Origin of the sequence: Mesorhizobium sp. M9A.F.Ca.ET.002.03.1.2 (genome assembly GCF_003952365.1) — a bacterium.
Taxonomy (GTDB): Bacteria; Pseudomonadota; Alphaproteobacteria; order Rhizobiales; family Rhizobiaceae; genus Mesorhizobium.
This window is the reverse complement of sequence record NZ_CP034443.1, coordinates 1,012,478-1,038,133: the sequence shown is the minus strand read 5'-3', so window position 1 is coordinate 1,038,133 and position 25,656 is coordinate 1,012,478. Positions and strand designations below refer to the sequence as shown.

30 protein-coding genes are annotated in these 25,656 nt (G+C 62.4%); 11 read left to right on the top strand and 19 right to left on the bottom strand.

Annotated features, from left to right (window positions below):
- Positions 1 to 66 precede the first annotated feature (66 nt).
- Both EJ066_RS05215 and EJ066_RS05210 read left to right on the top strand, forming a co-directional pair.
- Positions 67 to 891: a YmdB family metallophosphoesterase gene (locus EJ066_RS05215; RefSeq protein ID WP_126035546.1), complete on the top strand. Its 825-nt coding sequence runs from the start codon at positions 67 to 69 to the stop codon at positions 889 to 891.
- Between the two features lie 74 nt (positions 892 to 965).
- Positions 966 to 1,733 carry a TerC family protein gene (locus tag EJ066_RS05210; RefSeq protein ID WP_126035544.1) on the top strand — a complete coding sequence of 256 codons (768 nt, stop codon included), beginning with the start codon at positions 966 to 968 and terminating at the stop codon, positions 1,731 to 1,733.
- Positions 1,734 to 1,770: 37 nt separating this feature from the next.
- On the opposite strand, the gene EJ066_RS05205 is transcribed toward EJ066_RS05210, so the two are convergent.
- Genes EJ066_RS05205 through EJ066_RS05190 form a run of 4 tightly spaced genes read right to left on the bottom strand, consistent with a single transcriptional unit; the run spans position 1,771 to position 3,562 of the window.
- Entirely contained in the window at positions 1,771 to 2,238 is a 468-nt protein-coding gene (locus EJ066_RS05205; protein ID WP_126035541.1) for an SRPBCC family protein, read from the bottom strand.
- Between the two features lie 25 nt (positions 2,239 to 2,263).
- Complete coding sequence (locus tag EJ066_RS05200; RefSeq protein ID WP_126035539.1) at positions 2,264 to 2,626, bottom strand: hypothetical protein; 363 nt, start codon at positions 2,624 to 2,626, stop codon at positions 2,264 to 2,266.
- Positions 2,627 to 2,670: 44 nt separating this feature from the next.
- Positions 2,671 to 3,063 carry a VOC family protein gene (locus EJ066_RS05195; RefSeq protein ID WP_126035537.1) on the bottom strand — a complete coding sequence of 131 codons (393 nt, stop codon included), beginning with the start codon at positions 3,061 to 3,063 and terminating at the stop codon, positions 2,671 to 2,673.
- A 16-nt stretch (positions 3,064 to 3,079) separates the two neighbouring features.
- The gene (locus EJ066_RS05190) at positions 3,080 to 3,562 is read right to left on the bottom strand and encodes an SRPBCC domain-containing protein (RefSeq protein ID WP_126035535.1); all 483 of its coding nucleotides are present in this window, start codon (positions 3,560 to 3,562) and stop codon (positions 3,080 to 3,082) included.
- Between the two features lie 51 nt (positions 3,563 to 3,613).
- Here EJ066_RS05190 and EJ066_RS05185 point away from each other — a divergent pair, with 51 nt between their 5' ends.
- The 3 genes from EJ066_RS05185 to EJ066_RS05175 all read left to right on the top strand — a co-directional run bounded on the left by EJ066_RS05185 (position 3,614) and on the right by EJ066_RS05175 (position 5,274).
- A complete protein-coding gene (locus tag EJ066_RS05185) occupies positions 3,614 to 3,937 on the top strand; it encodes a metalloregulator ArsR/SmtB family transcription factor (protein ID WP_126035533.1) in 324 nt (107 codons plus the stop codon).
- Between the two features lie 226 nt (positions 3,938 to 4,163).
- Positions 4,164 to 4,913, top strand: a complete 750-nt coding sequence (locus EJ066_RS05180) for a YebC/PmpR family DNA-binding transcriptional regulator (RefSeq protein ID WP_126035531.1) — start codon at positions 4,164 to 4,166, stop codon at positions 4,911 to 4,913.
- Positions 4,914 to 4,977: 64 nt separating this feature from the next.
- Positions 4,978 to 5,274: a SelT/SelW/SelH family protein gene (locus EJ066_RS05175; RefSeq protein WP_126035529.1), complete on the top strand. Its 297-nt coding sequence runs from the start codon at positions 4,978 to 4,980 to the stop codon at positions 5,272 to 5,274.
- Between the two features lie 238 nt (positions 5,275 to 5,512).
- On the opposite strand, the gene EJ066_RS05165 is transcribed toward EJ066_RS05175, so the two are convergent.
- On the bottom strand, positions 5,513 to 5,992 hold the full coding sequence (locus EJ066_RS05165) for an anthrone oxygenase family protein (RefSeq protein WP_126035524.1): 480 nt from the start codon (positions 5,990 to 5,992) through the stop codon (positions 5,513 to 5,515).
- Position 5,993: 1 nt separating this feature from the next.
- Positions 5,994 to 6,827, bottom strand: a complete 834-nt coding sequence (locus tag EJ066_RS05160) for an NAD(P)H-binding protein (RefSeq protein WP_126035522.1) — start codon at positions 6,825 to 6,827, stop codon at positions 5,994 to 5,996.
- 114 nt (positions 6,828 to 6,941) lie between these two features.
- Here EJ066_RS05160 and EJ066_RS05155 point away from each other — a divergent pair, with 114 nt between their 5' ends.
- Complete coding sequence (locus EJ066_RS05155; RefSeq protein ID WP_126035520.1) at positions 6,942 to 7,583, top strand: TetR/AcrR family transcriptional regulator; 642 nt, start codon at positions 6,942 to 6,944, stop codon at positions 7,581 to 7,583.
- 71 nt (positions 7,584 to 7,654) lie between these two features.
- Here EJ066_RS05155 and rpmE read toward each other — a convergent pair whose 3' ends face one another.
- A complete protein-coding gene (gene rpmE, locus EJ066_RS05150) occupies positions 7,655 to 7,876 on the bottom strand; it encodes a 50S ribosomal protein L31 (protein ID WP_006327661.1) in 222 nt (73 codons plus the stop codon).
- A gap of 203 nt (positions 7,877 to 8,079) precedes the next feature.
- On the opposite strand from rpmE, the gene EJ066_RS05145 reads away from it, so the two are divergent.
- On the top strand, positions 8,080 to 9,882 hold the full coding sequence (locus tag EJ066_RS05145; protein ID WP_126035518.1) for an ABC transporter transmembrane domain-containing protein: 1,803 nt from the start codon (positions 8,080 to 8,082) through the stop codon (positions 9,880 to 9,882).
- A gap of 14 nt (positions 9,883 to 9,896) precedes the next feature.
- Here EJ066_RS05145 and EJ066_RS05140 read toward each other — a convergent pair whose 3' ends face one another.
- Together EJ066_RS05140 and EJ066_RS05135 are read right to left on the bottom strand one after the other, a co-directional pair.
- Positions 9,897 to 12,017 carry a DUF3857 domain-containing transglutaminase family protein gene (locus EJ066_RS05140; protein WP_245455081.1) on the bottom strand — a complete coding sequence of 707 codons (2,121 nt, stop codon included), beginning with the start codon at positions 12,015 to 12,017 and terminating at the stop codon, positions 9,897 to 9,899.
- A gap of 38 nt (positions 12,018 to 12,055) precedes the next feature.
- The gene (locus EJ066_RS05135; protein ID WP_126035516.1) at positions 12,056 to 13,540 is read right to left on the bottom strand and encodes a carboxypeptidase M32; all 1,485 of its coding nucleotides are present in this window, start codon (positions 13,538 to 13,540) and stop codon (positions 12,056 to 12,058) included.
- 200 nt (positions 13,541 to 13,740) lie between these two features.
- Between EJ066_RS05135 and EJ066_RS05130 the strand changes: the two genes are divergently transcribed.
- Positions 13,741 to 14,091 carry a DUF1304 domain-containing protein gene (locus EJ066_RS05130; protein WP_126035514.1) on the top strand — a complete coding sequence of 117 codons (351 nt, stop codon included), beginning with the start codon at positions 13,741 to 13,743 and terminating at the stop codon, positions 14,089 to 14,091.
- 233 nt (positions 14,092 to 14,324) lie between these two features.
- Here EJ066_RS05130 and EJ066_RS05125 read toward each other — a convergent pair whose 3' ends face one another.
- The 9 genes from EJ066_RS05125 to EJ066_RS05085 all read right to left on the bottom strand — a co-directional run bounded on the left by EJ066_RS05125 (position 14,325) and on the right by EJ066_RS05085 (position 22,513).
- Complete coding sequence (locus EJ066_RS05125; RefSeq protein WP_126035512.1) at positions 14,325 to 14,771, bottom strand: hypothetical protein; 447 nt, start codon at positions 14,769 to 14,771, stop codon at positions 14,325 to 14,327.
- A gap of 233 nt (positions 14,772 to 15,004) precedes the next feature.
- Positions 15,005 to 16,036 (bottom strand): peptidoglycan -binding protein, encoded by a 1,032-nt coding sequence (locus tag EJ066_RS05120; RefSeq protein WP_126035510.1) that lies wholly within the window; start codon positions 16,034 to 16,036, stop codon positions 15,005 to 15,007.
- Position 16,037: 1 nt separating this feature from the next.
- Complete coding sequence (locus tag EJ066_RS05115) at positions 16,038 to 17,063, bottom strand: MotA/TolQ/ExbB proton channel family protein (RefSeq protein WP_126035509.1); 1,026 nt, start codon at positions 17,061 to 17,063, stop codon at positions 16,038 to 16,040.
- Positions 17,064 to 17,382: 319 nt separating this feature from the next.
- Positions 17,383 to 18,072, bottom strand: coding sequence for a hemolysin III family protein (locus EJ066_RS05110; RefSeq protein ID WP_126035507.1), 690 nt, complete (start codon positions 18,070 to 18,072; stop codon positions 17,383 to 17,385).
- A gap of 115 nt (positions 18,073 to 18,187) precedes the next feature.
- Entirely contained in the window at positions 18,188 to 18,988 is an 801-nt protein-coding gene (locus EJ066_RS05105) for an inositol monophosphatase family protein (protein ID WP_126035505.1), read from the bottom strand.
- A gap of 24 nt (positions 18,989 to 19,012) precedes the next feature.
- Positions 19,013 to 19,579 carry an elongation factor P gene (efp, locus tag EJ066_RS05100; RefSeq protein WP_126035504.1) on the bottom strand — a complete coding sequence of 189 codons (567 nt, stop codon included), beginning with the start codon at positions 19,577 to 19,579 and terminating at the stop codon, positions 19,013 to 19,015.
- Between the two features lie 168 nt (positions 19,580 to 19,747).
- Positions 19,748 to 20,776, bottom strand: coding sequence for a tetratricopeptide repeat protein (locus tag EJ066_RS05095; protein ID WP_245455080.1), 1,029 nt, complete (start codon positions 20,774 to 20,776; stop codon positions 19,748 to 19,750).
- A gap of 1 nt (position 20,777) precedes the next feature.
- A complete protein-coding gene (locus EJ066_RS05090) occupies positions 20,778 to 21,425 on the bottom strand; it encodes a thiamine phosphate synthase (RefSeq protein ID WP_126035500.1) in 648 nt (215 codons plus the stop codon).
- Between the two features lie 134 nt (positions 21,426 to 21,559).
- Entirely contained in the window at positions 21,560 to 22,513 is a 954-nt protein-coding gene (locus EJ066_RS05085; RefSeq protein WP_126035499.1) for a DMT family transporter, read from the bottom strand.
- A gap of 133 nt (positions 22,514 to 22,646) precedes the next feature.
- Between EJ066_RS05085 and EJ066_RS05080 the strand changes: the two genes are divergently transcribed.
- Both EJ066_RS05080 and EJ066_RS05075 read left to right on the top strand, forming a co-directional pair.
- Positions 22,647 to 23,096 (top strand): Lrp/AsnC family transcriptional regulator, encoded by a 450-nt coding sequence (locus EJ066_RS05080; protein ID WP_126035497.1) that lies wholly within the window; start codon positions 22,647 to 22,649, stop codon positions 23,094 to 23,096.
- A gap of 91 nt (positions 23,097 to 23,187) precedes the next feature.
- Positions 23,188 to 23,958 carry a sulfite exporter TauE/SafE family protein gene (locus tag EJ066_RS05075; protein WP_126035495.1) on the top strand — a complete coding sequence of 257 codons (771 nt, stop codon included), beginning with the start codon at positions 23,188 to 23,190 and terminating at the stop codon, positions 23,956 to 23,958.
- 52 nt (positions 23,959 to 24,010) lie between these two features.
- Here the strand turns inward: EJ066_RS05075 and EJ066_RS05070 are convergent, their stop codons facing one another.
- Complete coding sequence (locus tag EJ066_RS05070) at positions 24,011 to 24,562, bottom strand: DUF2269 family protein (RefSeq protein WP_126035493.1); 552 nt, start codon at positions 24,560 to 24,562, stop codon at positions 24,011 to 24,013.
- A gap of 344 nt (positions 24,563 to 24,906) precedes the next feature.
- Between EJ066_RS05070 and EJ066_RS05065 the strand changes: the two genes are divergently transcribed.
- Positions 24,907 to 25,329 carry a hypothetical protein gene (locus EJ066_RS05065; RefSeq protein WP_126043748.1) on the top strand — a complete coding sequence of 141 codons (423 nt, stop codon included), beginning with the start codon at positions 24,907 to 24,909 and terminating at the stop codon, positions 25,327 to 25,329.
- The last annotated feature ends 327 nt before the right edge of the window (positions 25,330 to 25,656 follow it).

Sequence of the window (25,656 nt, the reverse complement as noted above, 5' to 3'; positions counted from 1 at the left end):
CATGATCTTTTGCGAAAATCATGCAGCTTCTTGCTTCGCTGACCTTCGGTTCGGAATTATATTCAGATGAGACTCCTCTTCCTCGGCGACATGGTCGGCAAAACGGGCCGCACGGCGGTGTGGGAACAACTGCCCGGCCTGATCTCGGATTTCAAACTCGACTTCGTCATCGTCAATGGCGAGAACGCTGCCGGCGGATTCGGCATCACCGAAGAGATATTTCGCGAGACGATTTCGGCGGGTGCCGACGTCGTCACCACCGGCAACCATGTCTGGGACCAGCGCGACGCGCTGGTTTTCGCACCACGCGAGGAGCGGTTCCTGCGTCCGTCCAATTTCCCCAAGGGCACGCCGGGGCGAGGCTCCGGGATCTACATCGCCAGGAATGGCGCGCGCGTTCTGGTCGCCAACATCATGGGCCGGGTGTTCATGCATCCCGAGCTCGACGATCCGTTCCAGGCCGGCGAGCGCGAACTTGCCGCCTGTCCACTCGGCGAGCAGGCCGATGCGGTGATCGTCGATTTCCATGCCGAGGCGACCTCTGAAAAAATGTGTTTTGCGCATTTCGTCGACGGCCGCGCCAGCCTCGTCGTCGGCACCCACACGCATCAGCCGACCGGCGACCACCAGATCCTCAACGGCGGCACCGGCTATATTTCCGACGCCGGCATGTGCGGCGACTATGATTCCTCGCTCGGCATGGACAAGGAGGAGCCGCTCAACCGGTTCCTGTCGAAAGTGCCGAAAGGACGCTTCGAGGCGTCGACCGGCCCTGCAACATTGTGCGGCGTCGGCGCCGAGATTTCCGACCGCACCGGCCTGACCGAGAAGATCGCGCCGTTTCGCCGCGGACCGCGGCTGGAGGAAACCGCGCCATCCTTCTGGTCGTGACATTGATATAAACGCCTGCGATACCTAACTGCCGGCGAAACCTGCTTCAGATCGTTAAAGAGGGGACGACCTCCATGCAGCTCATCGAATTCCTGGCGCCGCATTTCGCCTTCGTTTCCGACCCGACCGCCTGGGTTGCGCTGCTGACGCTGGTGGTGCTGGAGGTCGTGCTCGGCATCGACAACCTGATCTTCATCTCGATCCTGACCAACAAATTGCCGGAAGCACAAAGGGCCCGCGCGCGTCGGCTCGGCATTTCCGCCGCGCTGATCATGCGGCTGGTGCTGCTTGCCACCATCTCGATCATCGTCCAGTTGACGACGCCGGTGTTCACGGCTTTCGACCATGGTTTTTCCTGGCGCGACCTGATCCTGATCGCCGGTGGCTTGTTCCTGGTCTGGAAGGCGACCAAGGAGATCCACCACACGGTCGATCTCGAGGATCACCAGGACACGATGATGGGGGACACGCTGCAGCTTTCGCTGGCCGGCGCCATCTTCCAGATCCTGCTGCTCGACCTCGTCTTCTCGATCGATTCGATCATCACCGCGGTCGGAATGACCGATGAGATCGCCATCATGTACATCGCAGTGATCGTGGCGGTCAGCGTGATGATGCTGGCGGCCGGGCCACTCGCCGATTTCATCGCCAAGAACCCCAGCATCGTCATGCTGGCGCTGAGCTTCCTGCTGATGATCGGCATGACGCTGATCGCCGACGGCATGGGCTTCCATGTGCCCAAGGGCTACATCTATGCCGCCATGGGTTTTTCGGCATTGGTCGAGGGCCTCAACATGCTGGCAAGGCGCCGGAGGAAGGCAAAGTCCGGCGCTGGACATTGAGTCCAACACGCTTGTTCAGAGTAAGCCGGATCGCTTTCTAATTCGCCGGCACACCCTTCGGATGCCGGTCGCCGATCAGGCCAAGCGTGAGGCCTTGTTCCAGCCATGCCTTGGCGCCGGCGAGCACGAGCGCGAAGCCGTCGGTCGAGCCGACCGCCTCCTTCACCTGTTCGTCGCCGCTGCCGGCAAAGCCGAAATTGCGGACCTCGATAAAGGTGGCATTCCCCGGCATTTCGGTGAAGGTCCAGACCACGGTGGTCGGTGGATCGCTCCATTGCATGACGATCTTCTTGTTTGTGACGATCTCGCTGACTTCGACCGTCGTCGAGACGCCATACATGCGCCACTCCCACTGAACCGGCTTGCCACTGTCCAGCCGACCGCTGGAATGAGTGAACCAGAATTTGGTGGTGATTGCCGGGTCGACAATGGCCTCGAATACCTCCGATACCGGCCGCCGGATCAGCATGCCGGCTTCCGCGGTCGGTGTTTTAGCGACTTCCATATCGTCCTCCTTTCCGACTACGCTTTCACCAGGCGTCGGGTTCCCGCACCAGGTGAACGATGCTGGCCGGGCTGATGATCCAGCCACCGCGAAAACCCTCGCCCAACTCTTCGATCGCGTCGCATCGCACCACGCCGGCCTTGGCGAGATGATCGGCGGCGCTCGGAAAATCGTCGGTGAAAAGTTCCAGCCAAATCTCGGCCTGGCTCAACATCGGCGCCTCGTCGATCCACAGGCGGTTGGGTCCGAGCTCGAAACCGATCGCCGGCGCCTTGGCGGTGAATGGCGTCAGGCCGACGACGTCGCGGTAGAACGCGACCGTCGCCCGGTACTGGTGCGGCGGCACCTTCATGGCGATGTTGACACCGCCGGTGATTTTCGCGGTCATTACTGGCTCCATTTGTGATGTTCAGGTGTTTTTGGTCGGATCGGCTATGGCAGATTGATCTGCCAGGAGACTCCGAACCTATCGTTGATCCATGCGAAGCGGCGGCTGAAGCCATAATTGTCGGGCGGCATCAGAAACTCGCCGTCCTCTGCCATGGCCTCGATTATACGCTCCAGCTCCTCTTCGGAGGAACAGTCGACAAAGAGCGAGGCCGATGGTGTGAAGGTGAAGGCGTGGTGGACCGGGCTGTCGCTGACCATCACCTCCAGGCCGCCGATGGAAATGCGCGCCACCTTGACCGTTCCTTGCGGGCCGTTTTCGCCAGCTCCGTATCGAACGACGTCGAGAACGCGGCTATCCGGGATGGTTTCGCAGTAGAAGGTCATGGCCTCCTCGGCCCTGCCTTCGAACATCAAGAATGGTTTCACACTCTTCACGACTGGTCTCCCTCTCTCATATGTTGGTCTCGTTAGCCGGCTCGCCCTTCATCTCGCTGCGGTAATAGCCGTCGCGCAGGTTGATGCCGTATTCGACATAGGCCTTCATGCAGGCCAGCATCTGTGACCAGCCCTCGCAATTGAGATAGGACTTCTTCAGGCCGACCGCGTCCTCGTGCCAGCCGGTCTCGGCGATGGTGACGAAGGTGCCGCCGTCGTCCAGCGGCTCGAAGTTCATCTCGATGCGCGTCTTGTAGGCCGGCTTGCCGTCGGCGTCGGTGGCGTCCCAGCGCAGCACGATGCGGCTGTCTTTCTCCACCTCGTCGACCTCGACCGGGACCTTGCCCCACCAGACGACGCCGGCGCCCGGCGCCAGCGGCGCGCTGGCGCCGCCGATGGTGGTGAAATAACCGCTGAGCTTCCTGGGATTGACGACCGCGTCGAAGACTTCGGCGACTGGTTTGCCGATGCGGCCCGAAACTCTGAATCCAAGAGACATATCCACAGCTCCTTCCTTGATTGGGCCGACAATATGTTATAAAAACATAACATGTCAAGCCGATCGCAAGACGACAATGTTTTCAAGGCGCTGGCGCATCCGCGCCGGCGCGCCCTGCTGGATGAACTGAAGGATGCACCGCGCACCACCGGCATGCTGTGCGACGCCTTTCCCGACATGGACCGCTGCACCGTCATGCTGCATCTCAAGGTGCTGGAGGAGGCCGACCTGGTCGTCGCGCGGCGCGAGGGGCGCGAACGCTGGAACCATGTCAATGCGCTGCCGATCAAGCAGATCCACGACCGCTGGATCAACGAATACGCCACGCATGCGATCAGCATTCTCGACCGGCTGAAATCCGATCTGGAGGGGTGAACGGCCGCAAGAATGCAGATGGCGGGCTTGTTGCGCACCACCCTTACCGCGCGGCTGGACGAATTGAGCCGATTTATCTATAAGCCGGCCATTCCGAGATAGAGCGCCGTACGTCCATCCGGACGCATCAGGGACGTTCTGAAATTTTGAATTCGAGCATTTTGGCAAAAGGCGAGGTGACCACCTCGCTGCAGGATGCTCTAGCCGAGAAGACGACAGGGGTGCCATGGCTGGCCATTCACAGTTCAAGAACATCATGCACCGCAAGGGCCGGCAGGACGCGGTGCGGTCGAAAATGTTTTCCAAGCTGGCGCGCGAAATAACCGTCGCCGCCAAGAGCGGCACGCCGGATCCGTCAATGAACCCGCGCCTGCGCTTGGCCGTGCAGAACGCCAAGGCGGTGTCGATGCCGAAGGACAACATCCAGCGCGCCATCAACAAGGCATCGATGGGTGACGCCGAGACTTACGAAGCCGTGCGCTACGAAGGCTACGGGCCGGGTGGCGTTGCGCTGATCGTCGAGGCGCTGACCGACAACCGCAACCGCTCGGCGTCCAATGTGCGAGCCGCCTTCACGAAGGCCGGCGGGGCGATGGGCGAAACCGGCTCGGTGTCGTTCATGTGGGACCGTGTCGGCGAAATCTTCTATCCCGCCTCAGTCGGCAGCGCCGAGAAGGTCATGGACGCGGCCATCGAAGCCGGCGCCGACGACGTCCAGGCGGACGAGGACGGCCATACGATCTTTTGCGCCTTCGAGAATTTGGGCGAGGTGTCGAAGGCACTGGAAGATGCGCTCGGCGAGGCAGAGTCAGTGAAGCCGATCTGGAAGCCGCAGACCAGTATCGCGGTCGACGAGGAGCGGGCACAGTCGCTGATGAAGCTGGTCGCCACGCTCGAGGATGACGACGACGTGCAGAGCGTCTACGCCAATTTCGAGGTCGACGACGAAACCATGGCAAAGCTCAGCGCGGCATGAGCAAAGCTCAGCCCGGCATGAGCAAAGCTCAACCCAGCGTGAGCCCGACCTAGGCAGAACCGACATGACGGAAAAGCCGCTGCCCACCATCCGCATCACCTATTGCACGCAGTGCCTGTGGCTGCTCAGGGCGGCCTGGATGGCGCAGGAGCTGCTGTCCACCTTCGGGACGGATCTCGGTGAAGTGACGCTGGTGCCCGGCACCGGCGGCATCTTCACGATTTCCTGCAATGACCAACTCATCTGGGACCGCAAACGCGATGATGGCTTTCCCGACGCGGCGAAGCTCAAGCAACTGGTCCGTGACGTCGTTGATCCCGGCCGCGACCTAGGCCATGCCGACCGCAAGGCGAAGGGCTGAACTTTCTCTCGCAACGCGAAAAGACCACTTTCCACGCCGCTGTCCGAAAAGCGCACCGATGCCGACACCGATGGCAATGCCCATGCCGATGCCGGTCGGTATATCGTCCATTGCAACACCAAAGGCGGTCCCGAGACCGACTCCGATCGCCATGCCGACGGCCATGCTCGAATACTGATCCTTCAAGATTCTTCTCCGCACGATGCTGTCAACGCCGGGCGCAGCGGCCTGAGACACGTCAACGTGCGGCGAACCAGAAGGATGCCAGCGCGGCGATGGCGGTGACAGTGCGGACGTGGTTCCACATCACCCAGTCCCTGAGATAGGTCGCCCACACGGTGGCGCCGTTGGTGCTGGCCGGATCAACAGCGGCCAGCGCGTTGTTGAGCGGCACGTTGAAGACCATCGTCACGATCGGGTTGCCGATGACATAGATCAGTGCGCCGGCAAGAAGCCAGAACGAACCCGGTTGGCTCCAGCCGATGACAGCGCCGGCGGCAAGCACAAGGCAGATCAGCCCGGTGCCGAAAAGCGCGGTCATGAACATCGGCGTCACCGCAGTGACGTTGATCGAATTCATGGCGGCGATGCCGCCCGCGGCAGGCATGCGGGCGAGGCCCGGCATGACGAAGCTGGAAAAGGCGAAGAAGACACCAGCGACGACGCCTGAGCCGATCGCGGCGATGAAGGTGAGGATGGGAAGCAGTTTCATGATCATGTCAGTTGCTCCAGATGCTCGTAGCGGCGGTTTCGGTTGCGTAGGTGGAAAAGTCCTTTGGGGCGCGGCCGAGCACGCGCTCGACGCCGTCGGTCAGCGACTCGTTGCGGCCGTCTAGCACCTCGGTGAACAGCTCGTTGAGGAGCCAGGCGAACTGGGCCGGCAGTTCGTACCCGGCTACAGCCGCGGTGAATTCGGCATGCGAAATCCTGATAAAGCGGATGTCGCGACCGGCGGCCTTGCCGATCTCGGCGACCGCCTCGGCGAAGCTCAGCAGCCGTGGCCCGGTCAGCTCGTAAAGCTGGCCGACATGGCCTTGCCGGGTAAGCACCGTCACGGCGGCGTCGGCAATGTCGTCGGCGTCGACGAACGGTTCGCCGACAGTGCCGACCGGCAAAGCCACCTCGCCAGCGAGCAGCGGATCGAGCAAAAAACTCTCGTTGAAGTTCTGGGCGAACCAGGCACAGCGCAGGATCGTCCAGTCGGCGCCTGAGGCTTTCAGCATCTCTTCGGCGCGCTGCGCTTCGGTTTCGCCACGCCCCGACAACAGCACCAGCCGGCGCACGCCGCGCTCCACGGCAAGATTGGCAAAGGCGCCGACCGCTTCGGCCGCGCCGGGCACCGCAAGATCGGGATAGTAGCTGATGTAGACGGCGCCGACGCCGTGCAGTGCCGGCGCCCAGGTCGCGTTGTTCTCCCAGTCGAAGGGCGGCGTGCCCGAGCGCGAGCCGATCCTCACCGGCAGGTCCTGCGCCGTCAGCCTGTCAGCGAGACGGCGACCGGTCTTGCCGGTGCCGCCGAGGATCAAAGTCGGTTTCCTTGCGGTGTCGTCCATGGTTGTTCTCCTTCATTTAAAAACATGAGCAATCCTCACATTTGCAAAACGTGATAAACCCTCGTATTTTGCGAGTCAAGCCAGTTTGTCGATCAATTCGCCAGGAGGACAGTGATGGAAGGCTCGACCGTATCGGCTTCACAGGACGGCCAGATCGCATCGCCGCGCCGGGCGCCGAGCCAGCAGCGCAGCCGCGAGCGGGTCGAGCGGATGCTGGCCGCCGCCTCCGCGTTGATCGCCGAGCAAGGCAGCGATGCCATGCGCATGGGCGAAGTGGCGGAACGGGCAGGGGTGTCGATCGGTTCGCTCTACCAATTCTTTCCGGACAAACGGTCGATCATCTGGGCGCTGGCGGAGCGCTATACCGCCGAGAGCCAGGCCTGCATCGCGGCTGCACTTGCACAGGTCAGTGACGCCGAAGGCCTGCGGCGGGCGTTTTCGGAGCTTGTGGATATCTACTACGGACTGTTCCTGGCGGAACCGGTGATGCGCGACATCTGGTCGGGCACGCAGGCCGACAAGGCGCTGCGCGAGCTCGAGCTCGCCGACAGCCGGGCCAACGCCGAATTCCTCACCGCGGTGCTGAAGCGGCTTCGGCCCACCGCCGACCCGGCGGTGCTGGAAACGACGGCATTTCTCATCTGGCAGATGGGCGAGGCCACCATGCGGCTGTCGATCTCGGTCGGGCGGCATGAAGGCGACGACCTGGTCGCCGCTTATAAGCGGATGGCGCTGCGAGAGTTGGTCGGCGAATAGTCTGCCGCATTCCAGTCAACAAAAAACCCGCCACGAGGGCGGGTTCTTGATCTGCGAAAAGCCGATGTGGCTTAGAGCCCGAAGCCTTCGAAACGCTTCTTGAACTTCGACAGGCGGCCGCCGCGGTCGAGCAAGGTCTGCTGGCCGCCGGTCCAGGCCGGGTGGGTGGTCGGGTCGATGTCGAGGTTCATCGTGTCGCCTTCCTTGCCCCAGGTCGAACGGGTCATGTATTCGGTGCCGTCGGTCATGACGACCTTGATCGTGTGGTAGTCGGGGTGGATGTCGGTCTTCATTGTGCTATTCCTGGTTCGCTGGCGCTGCTGACGGGCACAAAGCCTGCGTCGATGCGCCCCTTTTTAAAACTCGAAGCCGCAGCTATTGAGGAGCCACGGCTTCTAAAACGGTCGGCGAGCCTATACATCAGCCGGAATTGAATCACAAGGCCGCGGCAAGCGCATATTGAGGCGCATGCCCAGAAGAGCCAGGGGAAACGGTCATGGCGCACACCAGCGGCGATGCAGACGAGCGCAGGCGCTCGCTCAGGCCGCTGCGGCGCCTGTTCCCCTACATCACCCGTTACCGGAAAATGGTCATTGGCGCGGTCGTCTCGCTGACCGTCGCGGCGGCGACGACGCTGGCTCTGCCGCTCGCCGTGCGGCGGATGATCGACCACGGCTTTTCCGCTTCCGATTCCAGCTTCATCGCCGAGTATTTCGCCATGCTGGTGGTGATGGCTGCCTTGCTCGCCGCGGCGTCGGCCAGCCGCTACTATTTCGTCATCACGCTGGGCGAGCGCGTCGTCGCCGACATCCGCAGCGATGTGTTCCGCCATGTCACGACGCTGTCACCGTCCTTCTTCGACACCGCCCAGTCGGGCGAGATCGTGTCGCGGCTCGCCGCCGACACAACGCAGGTGAAGTCGGCAGTCGGCGCCACCGCATCGGTGGCGCTGCGCAACGTCATCCTGGGCCTCGGCGCCGTAGCGATGATGGTTTTCACCAGCCCGAAACTGTCCGGCCTCGTCATCGCCGCCATCCCGGTGATCGTGCTGCCGCTGGTCGCTTTCGGCCGCTCGGTGCGGCGCAAATCACGGCTGGCGCAGGACACGCTGGCGGACGCCACCGCCTATGCCAGCGAGCAGATCGGCGCGGTGCGCACGCTGCAGGCCTTCACCAACGAGAAGCTGGTCACCGGGCATTTTTCATCCGCGGTGGAAGCCGCGTTCGAGGCGGCGCGGTCCTCGATCTTTGCCCGCTCCTTCCTCACCTTCTTCGCCATCTTCATGATCTTTTCCTCGGTGGTGGCGGTGCTGTGGTTCGGTTCGCGCGACGTGCTCGACGGCACGCTGTCGCCAGGCACGCTCGGCCAGTTCCTGCTCTATTCGGTGTTCGCCGCCGGCGCGCTCGGCGCGCTGTCGGAAGTGTGGGGCGAGCTTTCCCAGGCGGCGGGCGCCGCCGAACGGCTGACCGAGATCCTGGCCGAGAAGCCCGCGATCCAGGCTCCCGCGCATCCGAAACCGCTGCCGGCGACGGCCAAGGGCGCGATAAGTTTCGACAACGTATCCTTCTCCTATCCGGCTGGGCCAGACCGCGCCGCCGTCCACGGCCTGAGTTTCCAGGTCAAGCCAGGCGAGACGGTAGCGATCGTCGGCCCGTCGGGCGCTGGCAAGAGCACCGTTTTTTCGCTGCTTCTGCGCTTCTACGATCCCGAGACAGGCAAGATCGCGATCGACGGCGTCGACGTCCGCGAGGCCGACCCCGTTGCCATACGAGAGCGCATCGCCATCGTGCCGCAGGACGTCACCATCTTCGCGGCCAGTGCGCGCGACAATATCGGCTTCGGCCGGCCTGGCGCCAGCGACGCCGAGATCGAGGCTGCGGCCAAGGATGCGCTTGCCGACGAATTCATCCTGAAGCTCGAAAGCGGCTATGACAGCCAGGTCGGCGAGCGCGGCGTGACGCTGTCCGGCGGCCAGCGCCAGCGTGTGGCGATTGCCCGCGCGATTCTGCGCGACGCGCCGATCCTTCTGCTCGACGAGGCGACCTCGGCATTGGACGCGCAAAGCGAGACGCTGGTGCAGACGGCGCTGGAACGGCTGATGCAGGACCGCACCACGATCGTTATCGCCCACCGGCTGGCGACGGTGCTGAAGGCCGACCGGATCCTTGTCATGGATGGCGGCAGCATCGTCGAGGAAGGCACGCACCAGAGCCTCGTCACCAAGGGCGGCATCTATGCAAGGTTGGCCAAGCTGCAGTTCGAAACCGGGGCGAATGCTTTCAGGGGTGCGGCTGAGTAGCCTTTCCGCTGGCGTCAGTTCGCTTCGGCGTCCGAATAGGCGAAATTGTAGTTCCAAGCCGCGTTGTCGTTTATCTTCCTGAGGGACTTTAAATAGGAGCCGATGCTCTTGGCGGGAACCTGGTCATTGATGGTCTTGAGAAACCAGTCGACCTGAAATTCGGTGGAGGTGCTCGTCCACCGAGCCTTGAAGGCGACGTAGGGCGTGACGACGTCGTCATTGTCCTCGGGGCCTACGAAGCGGGCCTTCAGATTTCTGACGGTGCACCGGTGTCGTCGGAAGATCGGGCTGCCCAGCCAGATTGGCGCGCTCCTTTCGATCAGTTCGGGCTCCGGCAGATACCTGATGCCGACATCCGATTTCAGAGCAAATTCCTTAGAAAGGTTATCGGCGTCGAGATCGTCTGCCGACAATTCGTAGAATTCGATTACCGAAACCAGATTCTTGTCGCGGCTGTCGTTCGTCACCAACGGCCCCAGGCTTTTCATTCCGGGATACTGGCGATTGTAATATTTGAGATAGTCGTCCGCGATCTTTGTCGTCGATTGCGAGACAAGCTTATAGCGCATGCTATCGGCATCTGCGCCCAAATAGGTGGTGGTAACCGTCAGCTTGAGCGGCTCGCCTTTACGTTTGGGAAAGTCGAATTCCTCGCTCACAAAGGCGGTCGGCTGGTAGAGCTCCTTCCGGTCTATCTTTTCCATCCCCACATGATCGGCGACAATGGGCAACGCAAAGCCGTAGTCGGGCGGCACAAGATTGTCTGCTCTGCCCCCCTGCAGATAGTTGGTCGCGTCGATCCAGTACGTCTTGCTGTCGATGACGACCTTTACGATGACGTGATCAAACGCCCTGATCGTCGGAAGAATCGTGGCGAGGGCAAACCCTTCATCAAGGTCCGTGAGAGCCACGTCCGCATGAATTCCCAGTCGCCGCAGGCCGGAGGCGAGAAGCAGCGCCTTGTCCTTGCAATCTCCGAAGCCGCTTGCCACCACTGTCGTCGGGCTACGCGGGATATAGGAACCGCGGCCTATCGACAGGCTGACATAGCGGATGTCGTCCTGGACCAACCGCATTGCCTCGATCATCCTGTCTTCGGGCGCATCGTATTCCGCGGCAATGGCATCGAGTTTCGATGCGAAATCTGCCGGCAGTTCCTGGTCGAGCCGATAATGCGGAAGAACCGTGTCGACGATATCTTGCCATTTCGACGTCGAGGAGATTTCGATGGACGGATATGTGAGAAAGTCCGGCGGCAGATTTTCCTGGGATTTCACCGGGATCGGGTTGGCGCTTTGCCAAAGATAGGTCGTCGTTTCTCCGGTAGACTGGACATCCGGGCGTATGTCTGTCCTGACCTGTCGGAAATTCAGGGGCTGCACCGTTGGCCACGTCACTCTTTCGCGGATGAGTGCGATCGGTTCGTCCCAAGCCACGGCAAAGGAATGGAAAAGAAGATCCGTGCCGATGATCGGAGTTCTGACCGTGGTCTTGCCATAGTCGACGATGTCTCCGACCCGGACATCGTTGATGTTCACGTAAGCCGTTAGCCAACCATCGAAGAGGCCCTTCTCCGCATCCTTCTCGCGCCGGAACACGTCGAAATCAGCATCGGAAAGGTGCTGGATCACCACACCTTCACGAATGACGTCGATCCAGTTCACGGTGACGTCGGACGTCGCAGGATCGAATTCAAAACTTATGCTGGCGCCGCGTTCCAGGCCCGTGCGGTCGACGATCTTGTAGGCGTAGCGGTCAAAGATCTCCAATCCGCCCGGGCGCTTCCGGATCTGATAATCCGACAGCAGGTTGGATATGCCGTTCTTGATCTGGCTGTCGAATTGCGGATCGGCCTTTGGCAGTGCGACCCGCTCGATCCAACTGCCAAGGCTGCCCTTGTGCACGTTCGTATCGGCCGTGGCCGGCCAGCAAACCGTGCAGATGACAATCAATACAGCAAGTCTTGCGACCACTGTCGTCGCGGCCTGAAAGTGTCTTGCCCGCCCCATGCCCTGTACGTCCCGCCAGATACAGTCGAATGCCACTAGTGATAGAAAAGTAAATTGCGTCCTGCAAGGCAGAGTGGCTCCGCCGGGATCGAGAATGGTGGACCCATACGATATCTTCGAGAACACCAATGATCGGTCAGGCGGATGGTTGGGAGCGGTGCGCCCTAGGCGCCATAGCGCTTCTTTAGATGCTGGGTGAAATGCGTGGCGTTGAGTTTTTCGCCGGTGGCGCGTTCGAGCAGGCCTGGCGTCGACCAGCGCGAGCCCTGCGACCAGATCTTTTGCCGGCGCCAGTCGTTGATCGCGGCGAAATCTCCCTTGGCGAGGTCTTCGTCGGCGGCAGGATGGTCTCTGGTCAGCGCCGCCCACTGCTGCGCCGCCATCATGGCGCCCAGCGTGTAGGACGGGAAATAGCCGAAGGCGGCACCCGGCCAGTGCACGTCCTGCATCGGCCCGTCGGCCGGATTGTCCGATGTCGACAGGCCGAGATAGTCGCGCATCTTGGCGTCCCAGGCCTCGGGCAGGTCGGCTGCCTCCAGCCGCCCTGATACCAGCTCCTGCTCCAGTTCGTAGCGCAGGATGACGTGCAGCGGATAGGTCACTTCGTCGGCGTCGACGCGGATCAGGCCGCGCTCGACCCGGTGCACATGCGGCAGGATGTCGTCGATCGACCAGGTCTCGCCGAGGTGCCTTTCGACCACCGGCAGCGCCCATCGCCAGAATTGCGGGTTGCGGCCGATCTGCTTTTCTACGAACAGGCTCTGGCTTTCATGTACGGCCATGCCGCGCGCCTTGCCGAGCGGCCAGTGCGCCCACGCCTTCGGCAGGTTCTGTTCGTAAAGCGCGTGGCCGGTCTCGTGCAGCACGCCCATCAGCGCCGACAGGAAGTCGGAGGTCTTGTAGCGGGTGGTGATGCGCACGTCGCTCGGCACGCCGCCGCAGAATGGATGATGCGACACCGAAAGCGAGCCGTGGGTGAGGTCGAAGCCGACCGCCGCCATCATGGCGAGGCCAAGCTCGCGCTGCTTGTCGATCGCATAGCTGCCCGAAAGCGGCTTCAGCGGGTGTTTTGCCAGCCGCTCTTCCTGCACAGCCAGCGCCTCCGGCACGAAATTCCTGAGGAAGGCCTTCAGCTCGGCGAAGACCGGCGTGATGCCGGCGGCGCGGTTGCCGGGATCATATTGTTCCATCAGCGCGTCGTAGGGATCGAGGCCGAGCACGTCGGCGCGAAGTGCTGCCTCCTCGCGCACCAGCGCCACGACGCCTTCGAGCGCCGGCAAAAAACCGGCCCAATCGTTTTTCGCGCGCAGGTCGCGCCAGAGCTGCTCGGAGCGCATGCGCGCGGTCGTTTGGCGTTCGACGAACTCGACCGGCAGGCAGGTCAGGTTGGTGTATTGCCGCCGGAATTCCTTGAGCGCCGCCTGTTGTTCTTCGTTCAGCGTTTCCTGTTCGGCCGCCGCGATCCAGTCGGCGATCTCCGGCGCGGTCGCTCGGGCGTGATGCATGCCGGCCAGCGCCGACATTGCCTCGGCCCGCTTCTCGCCGCCGCCAACGGCCATATGGGTCGCCTCGTCGGCGCCGAGAATGGCGAGCGCATGCTCCAGCGCTTCGAGCTTGTGGCCGAGGTCGTCGAGTTTTTGAAAGGACATGGGTGGGTTCCGCTGAATTCGAACGGCGGGAAAAGATACCAATGCGCAGGCATTGGCAACCCTGCAGTCCGCGATGGGCACTTCGACCGCTAGCCGGGATGCGCGACGCAATGCATCTTGCGCGATAGGCATCTTGCGGGAGCGGCGGTGGGCGTGATCAATACCGGTTGGCGGCGCAAGGCCGCGGCGGGAGACGAGGCATGATCGCCGACGTGCTGGTCGGGTTGGTGGCGCTGATCCACCTCTACATCGTTTACCTGGAGATGGTGCTGTGGGACACGCCGCGCGGCCACAAAGCGTTCAAGCTGACGCCGGAATTCGCCAGCGCATCCAAGGTGCTCGCCGCCAACCAGGGGCTCTACAACGGTTTTCTCGCCGCCGGCCTGATCTGGGGGCTTTACCTCGGCGAGGCCGGTTTCCAGATCAAGATCTTCTTCTTGGTCTGCGTCGCCATAGCCGGCCTCTACGGCGCGGCGACGGTCGGCAGGAAGATACTGTTCATCCAGACCGTGCCGGCAGTGCTGGCGCTGATCGCGCTCGCGTTGAGCTAAAGCGCGTCGCGTTTGAACGGATTCATGCGACACGCTTTAGGTTCTTGTTTTTATGCATGTCGTTATCGCAAAACCGCTGCACACTTTTGCGCGACATGCATTAGCTTTTTGAGCATCGTTTTGGGTCCGATGCTTCGGCGCATGACCCCGAACCGAAGGTCTCCGGAAGGGGCCATGCCAAAAATGCTCCAGCGGCCTCGCGCGTCGACAGGACGCGCTGTAATGAATGATTTTCAGCGGTTTGGGTGATTTGGGCCGTAACCGTTTGGATAATACCCGCCATCGCCGCCGCTGCCGATGAGGAAGGCGCTGCCGGTGGTAGCCCGCAGCTTTTGGCTCACATCATCGAGCTGCTGCAGCAGCTGCCGATATTGCGTGGCCGGTATCGTTCCATTTCGCGCGGCCCTGTGGGCGGCCTGGTCGAGTTGAGCGATCTGCGTGTGCAAATCACGCGCCTCGTCCGGCTGGACCACGGTTGCCTGCATCGCGACCCGTATACCCGTATCCACACTCTCTATCTGGTGGATCAAGCCTGTCTCACGCGGGCCGTAGACGGAGGTCGATGCGGCGTAGGCGCCAGCAAACGGAACGGTGACGAGAAGTGCGGCGAGCGTTGCAGTCCTGAAGGCCTTGGGCTTGAGGATCTGGGGCCTGAGGGTTTTGGAAGTGAAAGAGCGCATGGCTGCGTCTCCTTTTGCTGGAGAAGGCAGCGATTGGGACGCCCACCTTCCGGCCGCGGGCCGTCCGGTTCCGTCGCGTCGCGATGGACGAATCCACCGCCGGCGGTCCTCGGCCCGGTGACACAGCCTAGGAGCGCTTCTCGGCAAAGTGTAATCAAAAAAAGGTAATCTTTTCAGGCCTTGCCAGCCTGTACCGGCGCCCTACATGCGGGCCGCCGCTTCGAGCCGGCCGATCAGCGCTCGGTCAGCTTCAGCTCGATACGGCGGTTCTTGTTGCGTGCGTCTTCGGTGTCGGTGGGGTCGAGCGGCTGGAATTCGCCGAAGCCGGCCGCAACCAGCCGGTTGGCCGGCACGCCGTTCTCGATCAGGAACTTCACCACCGAGGTCGAACGCGCCGTCGACAATTCCCAATTGTCGCGGTAGCGGCCGGTGCCCGACAGCGGCTTGTCGTCGGTGTGGCCGTCGACGCGCAGCACCCAGTTGATCTCCGGCGGGATCTCCTTCTGCAGGTCGATGATGGCGTCGGCGAGCTTCTTCATCTCGACCTTGCCGGCGTCGTTAATCACTTCGGAGCCAGTCGGGAAAAGCACTTCCGACTGGAAGACGAAGCGGTCGCCGACGATGCGGATGTTCTCGCGGTCGGCGAGGATTTCGCGTAAGCGCCCGAAGAAGTCGGACCGATAGCGGTTCAGTTCCTGCACGCGTTGCGCCAGCGCGACGTTCAAGCGGCGGCCGAGATCGGCGATCTTGGTGTTGGACTCGCGATCGCGCGCTTCGGACACGTTGAGCGCTTCTTCGAGCGCTCCGATCTGCCTGCGCAGCGCCGCGATCTGCTGGTTGAGGATTTCGACCTGGCTCAGCGCCTGCTGGCTGATCTGGCGCTGGTTGTCGAGTTCGCCCGAAAGTGCCGTGGCGCGCTGGTTGGCCGCGTCGCCGGCACCGGCGCCTTGCGCCAGCAATTGCTCGAGCCGGCTCTTTTCCGCCTCTGACGCCGACAGCGACGCCTGTAAATTGGCGAGCGAATCTTCCCTGTCCTGCGTCGTCGAGCGTTCCAGCGCCAGAAGCTGGGTCAGTTCGTTGATCTGCAGGTTGAGGCGATTGAGCACCGTGTCCTTGCCGGAGATTTCGCGGCCGAGCAGGAACTGCGCCAGAACGAAGACCGTGAGCAGGAACATGATCGCGAGCAGCAGCGTCGACAGCGCGTCGACGAAGCCCGGCCAGTAGTCGATGCGGCGATCGGCACGCCGGCTCCTGGCAAGAGCCATGCTAATGAACTCCAGGCTTCTTCAGGGCGTCGGCGATCTTCTCCAGCGTGCTGCGCATCGCCTTCTGCTCGTCCGATTGGGCCTCGACCCAGTCGCGCATGATCTGCTGCTCCGAGCGCATGTTCTTGACCAGGCCCGAAATGCCGTCGGCAAGATTGGCCATGGCGGTGGCGACGCGCGGATTGGCGCCGCCGCCATTCTCCTGCAAGCTGCGCAGCCTTTCCGACAGGACGCGGATCTCGTCGGAGGATTCGGCCTTGACCGGTTCGGCGACGACGATGTCGGACGACAGGTCGGTGACCGAGGACAGCCAGTTTTCGAGCTCGGTGTAGAAACGTGTCTGGGCGCGGCCAGCCTGCAGGTCGAGGAACCCGAGCACCAGGGAACCGGACAGGCCGAACAGCGAGGACGAGAAGGCGGTGCCCATGCCGGCCAGCGGCGCGGAAAGCCCCTGCTTCAGGGATTCGAGCACGGCCGCGGCATCGCCGGTGCCGGGATCGAGCGACGCGATGGTTTCGCGGATCGAGCCGATTGTGTTGAGCAGACCCCAAAAAGTGCCGAGCAGGCCAAGGAAAACCAGCAGCCCGACAAGGTATCGCGAGGTATCGCGGGTTTCGTCGAGGCGGGTGGCGATCGAATCGAGCATGGTGCGCATCGAGCTGGTCGAGAAGGCGATCGTCGGCGAGCGGCCGATCATCGCCTTCATCGGTGCCAGCAGCACCGGCTCGGTGGTTTCGGAGCCGGCCCGAAAGGAGTTGACCCAGCGCACTTCGCGAAACAGCCGGCCGACCTGCACGAAGGCCAGCAGGATACCGACCACAAGCACGCCGATGATCAGGCCGTTGAGACCGGGATTGGTGGCGAAGGCGCTCGAGATCTGACGGGTCAGGATGGCGGCGATGAAGGCGACGATCATCAGGAAGATGACCATGGTCAGGAGAAAGACCTGCGGGCTCGACAATTTGTGCGGATCGTACATCAGAACGTCGGAACGTCTGTCCATGCCGAAGGATTTGAAAAAAGCCATCCGTGCCCCGTTTCCGATGCCGCTGCCGCCAAATCACCGTTTGACGGCGACTCTAAACGCAATTGTGACGAAATTGAATGGCGTGTGGCAATATTGCCAGGGCAATCGGGTGAACCCGATTGCCCTTCCTTTCTTGCTGCCTCAAACGCCGGCGGTCGCATCCGCGACCTTGGCTTCACGCGCCAAAAGGCGCGACGGCCGGTCGGCCTTGCCATTTTCGCCTTGCGAAAATGGTTTCCGCCGCCGGTGCCGGGCAGGAAGCAGGACATTTTTCCTTCGCCCGATAGCCCTGGCAATATTGCCAACTGGATCATTGGCGTCAGAGCCGGTTGATGACCAGGCAGTCGACCATGGCGGCCAGGTGCAGGCCGGCGCCGGTGACGACAAAGCCGTGCCATAGCGCATTGTGGAAGCGCAGGCCCTTCCAGGCGAAGAAGATGACGCCGCAGGAATAGACGATGCCGCCGGCAACGATCAGCGCGATCGATGTCGTCGGCAATGTCTGGACGAGAGGCTCGACCAGGACGATGCCGCTCCAGCCGATGGCGAGATAGAAGACGATCGCCAGCCGGTCGAAGCGGCCGGGAAGCAGCACCTTGATGGCGATGCCGATCGCTGCGGCAACCCAGACCAGAACGATCATCGAGAGGGCCAGCGGCGAGCCGTCGAGCTGGGCCAGGAAAGGCGTGTAGGTCGCGGCGATCAGCAGATAGATCGCGGCATGGTCGAAGCGGCGCAAAATCCACTTGGCCGGCGATACCGGCCACAGATTGTAGGCCAGCGACACCGACAGCACGGTGAGCAGCGAAACCACGTAGAAGGCAGCGGCGACATATTCGCCAGGGCCGGCATGGGAGGCGGCCAGCGCCAGCAGGGCCGAGCCGGCGGCAATGGCGAGCACGATGCCCACCGCATGGACGACGCCGTCGGCGATCATTTCGGCGCGCGAATAGTGCCAGCGTCCTATGAAGGGGATCTCGATCTGGGATTCGGGCCCGGTGTTCGTCATGAATGATCCTGCATCCCCCTTATCTGGGCGGATGCCGGACAGTATTTCAAGCTTTGGTTGCGGTTTTGCGACTGCGGCGGTTCAGCGCGCCAAGTTGATCAGCGCGCCAAGTTGATCAACGCGGGGGCACCGGCTTTTTCACCGTCTTCAGCAGCGCGCGCTGGATGATCTCGTTGCCGGCGACGACCGAGCCGCCATCGAGCATGTTCTGCCCGCCAGCGAAGTCGGAGACGAAACCGCCCGCCTCGCGGATCAGCAGGATGCCGGCGGCGATGTCCCAGGCCGACAGGCCGGTTTCCCAGAACCCGTCCATGCGGCCAGCAGCGACATAGGCGAGATCGAGCGAAGCAGAGCCGAGGCGTCGCACGCCCGAGACCTCGGCCATCACATTGCGCAGCTCGACAAGGAAGTTGCCGTGCTGGCCACGCCCGAGATGCGGCACACCGCAGCCGATCACCGCATCGATCAGCTTGGTGCGGCCGGCGACACGCAGCCGGCGGTCGTTCATGAAGGCGCCGCCGCCGCGCTCGGCGGTGTAGAGCTCGTCCATCGCCGGGTTGTAGATGACGCCGGCGACGATCTGGCCCTGGCGCTCCAGCGCGATCGAGATGGCGAAGAGCGGGATGCCGTGCAGGAAATTGGTGGTGCCGTCGAGCGGATCGACGATCCAGCGGTGCTGGCCGTCGTCGCCTTCGATCACGCCGCGCTCCTCCATCAGGAAGGCATAGCCCGGCCGCGCCTTCGACAGTTCGGTGAAGAGGATGTCCTCGGCCTTGCGGTCTGCCTGGCTGACATAGTCGCCCGGTCCCTTCATCGAGACCTGCAGGTTCTGCACTTCGCCGAAATCGCGCGACAGCGAGCGGCCGGCCTTCATGGCGGCCTGGACCATGACATTGAGAAGTGCTGAACGCGCCATTGTGCTTCTTCCTGCTGCTGCGCGTCAGTCCGCGCGGCGCACGTAGGTGATTTCGTTGGTGTCGACGACGATGCGCTCGCCCGAACCGATGAAGGGCGGCACCAGCACGCGGACGCCGTTCTCCAGTATCGCCGGCTTGTAGGACGAGGCTGCGGTCTGGCCCTTCACCACCGGGTCGGCCTCGGTGATGGTCAGCGTCACCTGGTCGGGCAGCGAAATGCCGATCGGCCTTTCGTCATAAAGCTGGACCGTCACCATCATGCCGTCCTGCAGGAAGGCGGCGCGGTCGCCGACGAAATCCTTTTGCAATTCAAGCTGCTCGTAGCTTTCGGTATCCATGAACACCAGCGCTTCGCCCTGCTCGTAGAGGAAGGAGAAATCCTTCATCTCCAGCCGGATCTGTTCGACGGTCTCGGCGGAACGGAAACGCTCATTGAGCTTAGTGCCGTTGATCAGGTTCTTCAGCTCGACCTGGTTGTAGGCGCCGCCCTTGCCGGGCTTGACGGTGTTGGTCCTGACCGCCACCCACAGGCCGCCATCATGCTCGATGACGTTGCCGGGACGGATTTCGTTGCCATTGATCTTGGCCATGATGTGTAATCCGGAATGAGATTTTCGCGATGAAAGCGATTTGGCGCCTCCAAGACCACAAATCGCCAGGAGAGGCAAGGGAGTGGGCAGGAGGGGAAGTGTGCTCGGGGCATCCCCTCGTCAGCGTCTTACCTGCACCACTGCCAGTTATTCACCGTCCGCGGCGCGTTACGGCAGGCGGTTGGCCCGCTGCAGCGCCTGTTTGATCTGTTCCTCGGTCAGACCCTGCAGAAAATCGTCCATTTGCGGATCGATAAGCCCGGCGCGGCGGGCGACAGTGTACCAGGCGCCGGCAAGGATCGGATCCGGATCGGTGCCGATGCCGCCCATGTAAAGCTTGGCGAGGCGGTTCTGGGCGGCGACATTGCCGCCCTCGGCGGCTTGCTTCATCCAGCCGAAGCCAGACTTCAGATCGCGGGCGCCACCACGTCCCTCGATCATCCAGGCGGCGAGATCGATCTGTGCCGTGTCGTAATTCTGCCGTGCTGCCTGCGCCAGCAAGCCTCGGGCCTGGGCATCGTCACGCGGCGTGCCGCCGACGCCATTGGCATAGATCTGCGCCATTGCATATTGCGCGTCGGCAAGGCCGGTCGCGGCGGCGCGCTGATAGTAGGACACGGCCTTTGCGATGCCGGCATCGCCCGGATCCTGTTTGACCAGCAGCTGCGCGAAGTTGAATTGCGCCAGACGGTTGCCGGCCTCGGCGGCGGCCTGCATCAGCGCGTAGGCCGCCTTTTCGTCCTTCTTGACGTAGCGGCCGTCGAGCAGCATCAGCGCATATTGGAACTGCGATTCCGGTATGCCCTGCTCGGCGGCTAGCGCGTACCATTTCGCCGCCTCCGCCGCGTTGACCGGCGTGCCAAGGCCGCGCGACAAGATCTCGGCGACCAGTGTCTGTGCCGCCGGATCGCCGTTCTGGGCGCGGACCAAAGCGAGGTTGTAGGCCGTCTTGTAAAGGCCGCGCTGGAAGGCGCCATAGGCGGAATCCGACGGCTTTGCGCCGAAGCGGTCGGGATTGATGGCGTCGGCCGACGGCGGGGCAGTGGTGGCGGGCTGCGGCAGCGGCGTGGCGATCGGCTTGTCCGTCTGTGTGGCGGTGTCGGGCTTGGGTTGCGGCAGCGGGACGGTTTCCGCGCCAGCGGCATTCACCGTGAGCACCGCTAGAAAAACACCGAAAAGGATTGTCCGCGCCGGCACGTCAGTCCTCGAAACGCGGCGCGGTTTCGTCGAGCAACGCATTGGCGCTGGCGACTGCCATCTTTGGGTCGACGCCGTCGGCGAAGACGGCGCTGGACAGCGCCACGAATTCGGCGCCGGTGGCAGCCACCGCTTCCACCGAGGCGAGGTCGGATCCGGCCATCACGATGCAAGGGATCTGGATCACATCCGCCCACCATTGGCCCAGCGACAGGTTGCGTGGGTGCGGCTCCGGCTTGTTGTCGAAGCCGAAGCGGCCGAAGAAGATGTAATCGGGCCTGACCTCGCCGAGTTCCAGCGCATCGTCGCGGGTCTTGGCGCCACCGGTGCCGACCATGATCTTTTCCTGGAAGCGCTCGATCGTCTCGGCGAGTTCGGCCTTGCCGACCTCGACGTGGATGCCGTCGGCCTGGACGCGGCCGGCTATGCGGGTGTCGCCGGCAATGACGACAGCGACGCCTGCCGCCTGCGCCGCCGGCACGATCTGCTCGGCGAAGGCCTGGAAGGAGGCTTCGTCCATGCTGTTCTCGGGCAGGATGAGCGAGGCGACGTCGCCGCCCTCGAACGCCGCGCCGATGCGCTCAGCCGACACGCCGGGCGGCGCGATCAGCACGATACGGCAGCGATTTGGAGGCGTAGCGTCGTTCATTGGTTTTCGATCCCGGTTTTCGCCTATGCCGGGCGAAGATGGTTGCATTGCGGCATAGAGCAAAGTGCCTGCCTTGAACAGGCGGGGCGGTCAGGATCATTGGCGCATGATTGTCGTCCGGCGACGTTCTTCCCTCACTTGATTGCCTGAGTGCTCTCGGCTGGAGGCTTCGATTTCCACAGCGTCCAGCCGAGATTCATGCCGGCGGCCGCGATCAGGATGGCGGCGGCGCCAACGATCTGGGCCGGATGCAGCCGATGGCCGAAAGCGACGACATCGACCAGGATCGCCACCACGGGGTAGATGAAGGACAGCGACCCCTGCAGATGCGTCGGCAGTTTCTGGATGGCGCCGTACATCAGGATGTACATCAGACCGGTATGGACGACGCCAAGCGTCGCCAGCATGCTCCAGCTCCACGCATCGGCGGGAAGGTGGGAAAGGTTGGCGAAGGGTGCCAGCATGACTACACCGACGCAGACCTGGATCAGGGCGATAAGGTGTGGTGGCGTACCTCTGAGCTTCCTGGTGACGATGGCAGCGACGGCCCAGAAGAAAGCCGCACCGAGCGCCATCGCGATCCCGGTAAAATAATCCGTGCCGACATTGCCTGTATTGGGGCCTGTATTGGGGCCTGTATTGGGGCCTGCATCGAGGCCTAAATCAGGCGACGCCTGCACGATCAGCAGCATGCCGGCGAAGGCGAGCCCAAGCCAGGTCAGCTTTGTCATGGTCAGCCGCTCTGAGAATAAGAGCGCGCCAAAGCCGACCAGCATGAAGGGCTGCGTGTTGTAGACCGCCGTGGCGATCGAGATCGAGGCGCGGGAAAACGAGCTGAATAGCAGCAGCCAGTTGATGACGATGGCCGCACCGCCGAGAGCCGCGATCGCCACGACGCGAAGCGACAGCCTGCCGCGCAGCAGTCCCAAGGCAGCGCAGATGATCAGCAGCGTTACCGCGCCGAAGGCGCAGCGCCAGAACACCACGTCCATGATGGGCTGGCCCGAAAGGACGACGAACCAGCCGATCGTGCCGAGGATCGCCATCGCGGCCGTCATTTCGATCGTGCCGCGTGCCGTGTTGTCCATGAGATACCCCTGTGATCCGTTGAGGCTTGACAATCTCATGTGGTTCCGATGCTTTCCATGATTTGCGGAAGGTGCTATCAGTGTTTCACCTAATTAAGTGAGGGAAATCTCGTTTTTTCTTGAAGATCGTAAAATGCTGGACGAGCTGGATAAAAAGCTTCTCGATATACTGATCCGGGACTCACGAACCTCGCTGAAGGAGTTGGCCCAAAAGGTGGGGCTATCGTCGCCAAGTGTTTCGGAACGGCTTCGACGTCTCGAGGATCGCGGCGTTATCAGGGCCTTCACCATCGAGATCGATCCCCAGGCGCTCGGCTACACCTTGCAAGCGATCGTTCGCATCCGGCCTTTGCCGGGCAAGCTGCATATCGTCCAGAAGCTGATCGAGGAGACCCCGGAGTTTGGCGAATGCGACAAGGTGACGGGCGACGACTGCTTTGTTGCCCGGTTGTTCGTGCGCTCGATCGGCGATCTCGACAAGCTTCTCGACCGTATCGCCGACAAGGCCGAAACCAGCACCGCCATCATCAAGGCGCAACCGATCCAGAGGCGCCCGCCACCGCTCAACATGCCAAGCATGTGACCGGTGGCATCGGGTACATATTTTTGCGGTCGCGGCGAGATCATTTCTGGTCTATTCCAGAATCCGACCTTCCCTCCAGCCTCCTTTCCCCATGTCAGGTCTTCTCCTCGATCCGTGGTTCTATGCCGCCGCCATTCCAGCCGTCATCCTGGTCGGTCTGTCCAAGGGCGGCTTTGGCGGTGCGGTCGGCTTCGTCGGCGTGCCGCTGATGGCGCTGATTATGCCGCCGGTGCAGGCCGCCGCCATCCTGCTGCCTATACTGTGCCTGATGGATATCGTCTCGGTGTGGGCATGGTGGGGTGTCTACGACCGCAAGATGCTTACGGACATGATGCCGGGGGCGGTGATCGGCATCGGCCTCGGCTGGCTGACCGCGGCGGCGGTGACAGCGGAAATGGTGCGGCTGATCGTCGGCGCCGTCGCTATTATCTTCGTGCTTCGCTGGGTCTATCTACAGATGCGGCACGGCGCGGACCACTCTGCCGCGCCCAACCGCGCGGCCGGCGCCTTCTGGGGGACGGTCGCCGGCTTCACCAGCTTCGTCGCTCATGTCGGCGGCCCGCCCTTTCAGGTCTATGCGCTGCCGATCCGGCTTGATCCGAAAGTGCTGTCGGGCACAGCCGCAATCTTTTTTGCCGCCACCAACGCATTGAAGCTCATCCCCTATTTTGCGTTGGGACAGTTCGATACCACCAATCTGACCGCGTCGGCGGTTCTGCTACCGCTGGCGCCGCTCTCGACCCTTGCCGGCGCGTGGCTGGTGCGGCGGATGCGGCCGGAACTGTTCTATCCATTCACCTACGCGACCGTGGCGGTCGTCGCGGTCAAGCTTCTGTGGGACGGGATCGCCGGCCTCCTGTAGATCGCTGTCCATTGAAGCTGCCGGCGGTCAGCCGGCAGCTTCACCGCGGATTTCAGGCGGCGCTCGGCACCAACCGGCGCGTCCCGCCGAGGGCGAGAGCAATTCCAGTGGTCAGGACCAGCGCCATGCAGCCCAGGATGGTAACATCGTTCAGCGTCGGCTTCAGCACCATGTCGGCGATAATCACGAGCATCACCGAATAGTCCACGCGCGCAGCGCTGAGGATGCGCTGGCCCTGGGCGAGGGCCGCCGGCGTCACGCCGTCCTTGGCGATCATCCCCGCCATGCGGTCGGCGGTCGGCTTGAAGACGAACATGCCGATGCAGAAGGTCGTCGTATAGCCGACGAGGCCGATCAGAATCCACAGGTCGGAGAAACCGACCCAGAACCAGCACATGATCAAGCCGAAGGCGAGCGTCAGCATCGACATCGGCGCGAAGAACCTGTTGCCCAGCTCGCCGGTGGCGCGCATGGCCTGCAGCATGCCTTCGATGTTTCCGGCGCGGTCGGCGCGCACGGCAAGCACCATCAGCGTGAAGCCGCCGCCAACCCAGAGGATGGCCGAAACGACATGCAGAAATTTGACGATCGGATACCAGTCCATGGTCCCCCCTTTGGAAGCTTTGATGATAGTGAGCGGAGCACATTTGCTCCGTCTCGCTGCGAGGAGCGGGCGTTTAGCGCGGCGCCTGTTTCGGAACGATGTCGCGTGGGAGACGGCTTTGTTTCGGCGTCCTATGAAACACGGCCGGAATGGCACCGTTCAGCGATTGCGCAAGCGCGCCGCGCTGTTTCCGCTATTTTGACAGAGCCGGGAAGGGTCGGGGCGACGCGGCATCGTCCAGAAACATTGCCGATGCTAATGCGCCGATGCGGGGGGCCCGGTGGCGGGTCAACCGCCTGAACTCAACCCATTCCGAATACGGAAAAGGCAAATCGGGGGATACTATGCAAAAGGTAGCACGAAATTTCTTCACGCTGGCCGTCATCTACGCACTGTTCGGGATGGCGCTCGGCCTTCAGATGGCGATCAGCAAGGACCATGCGCAGATGCCGACCCACGCCCATATCATGGTGGCCGGATGGCTGATGTCGGCGGTGTTCGCCTTTTTCTACCATTTGTTTCCGGCAATCGGCCAAAAGACGCTCGCCACCGTCCATTTCTGGTTGACGGCAATCAGTGGTATCGGCCTGTTGATCGGCCTTTACATCATGCTTGCCGGCAACCCGGCGATCGAGCCGTTGGTGGCAACGTCCTCCATGGGCTTTTACGCGGGATTGCTGCTGTTCGCCTACATCGCGCTGCCGGTGGTGTGGAAAGCCGAGCCGCTTGCTGATGCCCATAAGGCCCGAGCCCCCGAAAGAGCTTGAGCATTGTGCTGTTACGGCACAAGCGGGAGACACTCGATCAAAAAATATCCGCGCCGTTAAGGTTTCATTAAGCTTTACAGGCGTTTACTATGTGCATCCAGTGATCTGGATTCTTACCGAGTGGTTGGAGCCACTTTGTTTGACGCCTCCCTGTTAAACTCCTGAGAGCCGCCTTATCCGCGGCTCTTTTTTTGTTCGTAATCCGGATCGCCCCGATTTCGGCGCCGCCGTTAACCGTTCGTTAAACATGTGCTTGCCTTCACCCGCTCCGAAGCGCATTTTCTAGTCTTGGTCATATAGGGTGCAGGGCGTGACGGCGTGACGCCG

Coding starts and splice junctions, on each gene's coding strand:
- EJ066_RS05205 (WP_126035541.1), bottom strand. CDS start 2,238: ATGGAAGTCGCTAAAACACCGACCGCGGAAGCCGGCATGCTGATCCGG.
- rpmE (WP_006327661.1), bottom strand. CDS start 7,876: ATGAAGACCGACATCCACCCCGACTACCACACGATCAAGGTCGTCATG.
- EJ066_RS05120 (WP_126035510.1), bottom strand. CDS start 16,036: ATGGCTCTTGCCAGGAGCCGGCGTGCCGATCGCCGCATCGACTACTGG.
- EJ066_RS05065 (WP_126043748.1), top strand. CDS start 24,907: ATGCAAAAGGTAGCACGAAATTTCTTCACGCTGGCCGTCATCTACGCA.
- EJ066_RS05160 (WP_126035522.1), bottom strand. CDS start 6,827: ATGGACGACACCGCAAGGAAACCGACTTTGATCCTCGGCGGCACCGGC.
- EJ066_RS05180 (WP_126035531.1), top strand. CDS start 4,164: ATGGCTGGCCATTCACAGTTCAAGAACATCATGCACCGCAAGGGCCGG.
- EJ066_RS05115 (WP_126035509.1), bottom strand. CDS start 17,063: ATGGCTTTTTTCAAATCCTTCGGCATGGACAGACGTTCCGACGTTCTG.
- EJ066_RS05155 (WP_126035520.1), top strand. CDS start 6,942: ATGGAAGGCTCGACCGTATCGGCTTCACAGGACGGCCAGATCGCATCG.
- EJ066_RS05125 (WP_126035512.1), bottom strand. CDS start 14,771: ATGCGCTCTTTCACTTCCAAAACCCTCAGGCCCCAGATCCTCAAGCCC.
- EJ066_RS05145 (WP_126035518.1), top strand. CDS start 8,080: ATGGCGCACACCAGCGGCGATGCAGACGAGCGCAGGCGCTCGCTCAGG.
- EJ066_RS05175 (WP_126035529.1), top strand. CDS start 4,978: ATGACGGAAAAGCCGCTGCCCACCATCCGCATCACCTATTGCACGCAG.
- EJ066_RS05130 (WP_126035514.1), top strand. CDS start 13,741: ATGATCGCCGACGTGCTGGTCGGGTTGGTGGCGCTGATCCACCTCTAC.
- EJ066_RS05210 (WP_126035544.1), top strand. CDS start 966: ATGCAGCTCATCGAATTCCTGGCGCCGCATTTCGCCTTCGTTTCCGAC.
- EJ066_RS05215 (WP_126035546.1), top strand. CDS start 67: ATGAGACTCCTCTTCCTCGGCGACATGGTCGGCAAAACGGGCCGCACG.
- EJ066_RS05075 (WP_126035495.1), top strand. CDS start 23,188: ATGTCAGGTCTTCTCCTCGATCCGTGGTTCTATGCCGCCGCCATTCCA.
- EJ066_RS05070 (WP_126035493.1), bottom strand. CDS start 24,562: ATGGACTGGTATCCGATCGTCAAATTTCTGCATGTCGTTTCGGCCATC.
- EJ066_RS05085 (WP_126035499.1), bottom strand. CDS start 22,513: ATGGACAACACGGCACGCGGCACGATCGAAATGACGGCCGCGATGGCG.
- EJ066_RS05185 (WP_126035533.1), top strand. CDS start 3,614: ATGTCAAGCCGATCGCAAGACGACAATGTTTTCAAGGCGCTGGCGCAT.
- EJ066_RS05090 (WP_126035500.1), bottom strand. CDS start 21,425: ATGAACGACGCTACGCCTCCAAATCGCTGCCGTATCGTGCTGATCGCG.
- EJ066_RS05200 (WP_126035539.1), bottom strand. CDS start 2,626: ATGACCGCGAAAATCACCGGCGGTGTCAACATCGCCATGAAGGTGCCG.
- EJ066_RS05080 (WP_126035497.1), top strand. CDS start 22,647: ATGCTGGACGAGCTGGATAAAAAGCTTCTCGATATACTGATCCGGGAC.
- EJ066_RS05165 (WP_126035524.1), bottom strand. CDS start 5,992: ATGATCATGAAACTGCTTCCCATCCTCACCTTCATCGCCGCGATCGGC.
- EJ066_RS05110 (WP_126035507.1), bottom strand. CDS start 18,072: ATGACGAACACCGGGCCCGAATCCCAGATCGAGATCCCCTTCATAGGA.
- efp (WP_126035504.1), bottom strand. CDS start 19,579: ATGGCCAAGATCAATGGCAACGAAATCCGTCCCGGCAACGTCATCGAG.
- EJ066_RS05105 (WP_126035505.1), bottom strand. CDS start 18,988: ATGGCGCGTTCAGCACTTCTCAATGTCATGGTCCAGGCCGCCATGAAG.
- EJ066_RS05190 (WP_126035535.1), bottom strand. CDS start 3,562: ATGTCTCTTGGATTCAGAGTTTCGGGCCGCATCGGCAAACCAGTCGCC.
- EJ066_RS05135 (WP_126035516.1), bottom strand. CDS start 13,540: ATGTCCTTTCAAAAACTCGACGACCTCGGCCACAAGCTCGAAGCGCTG.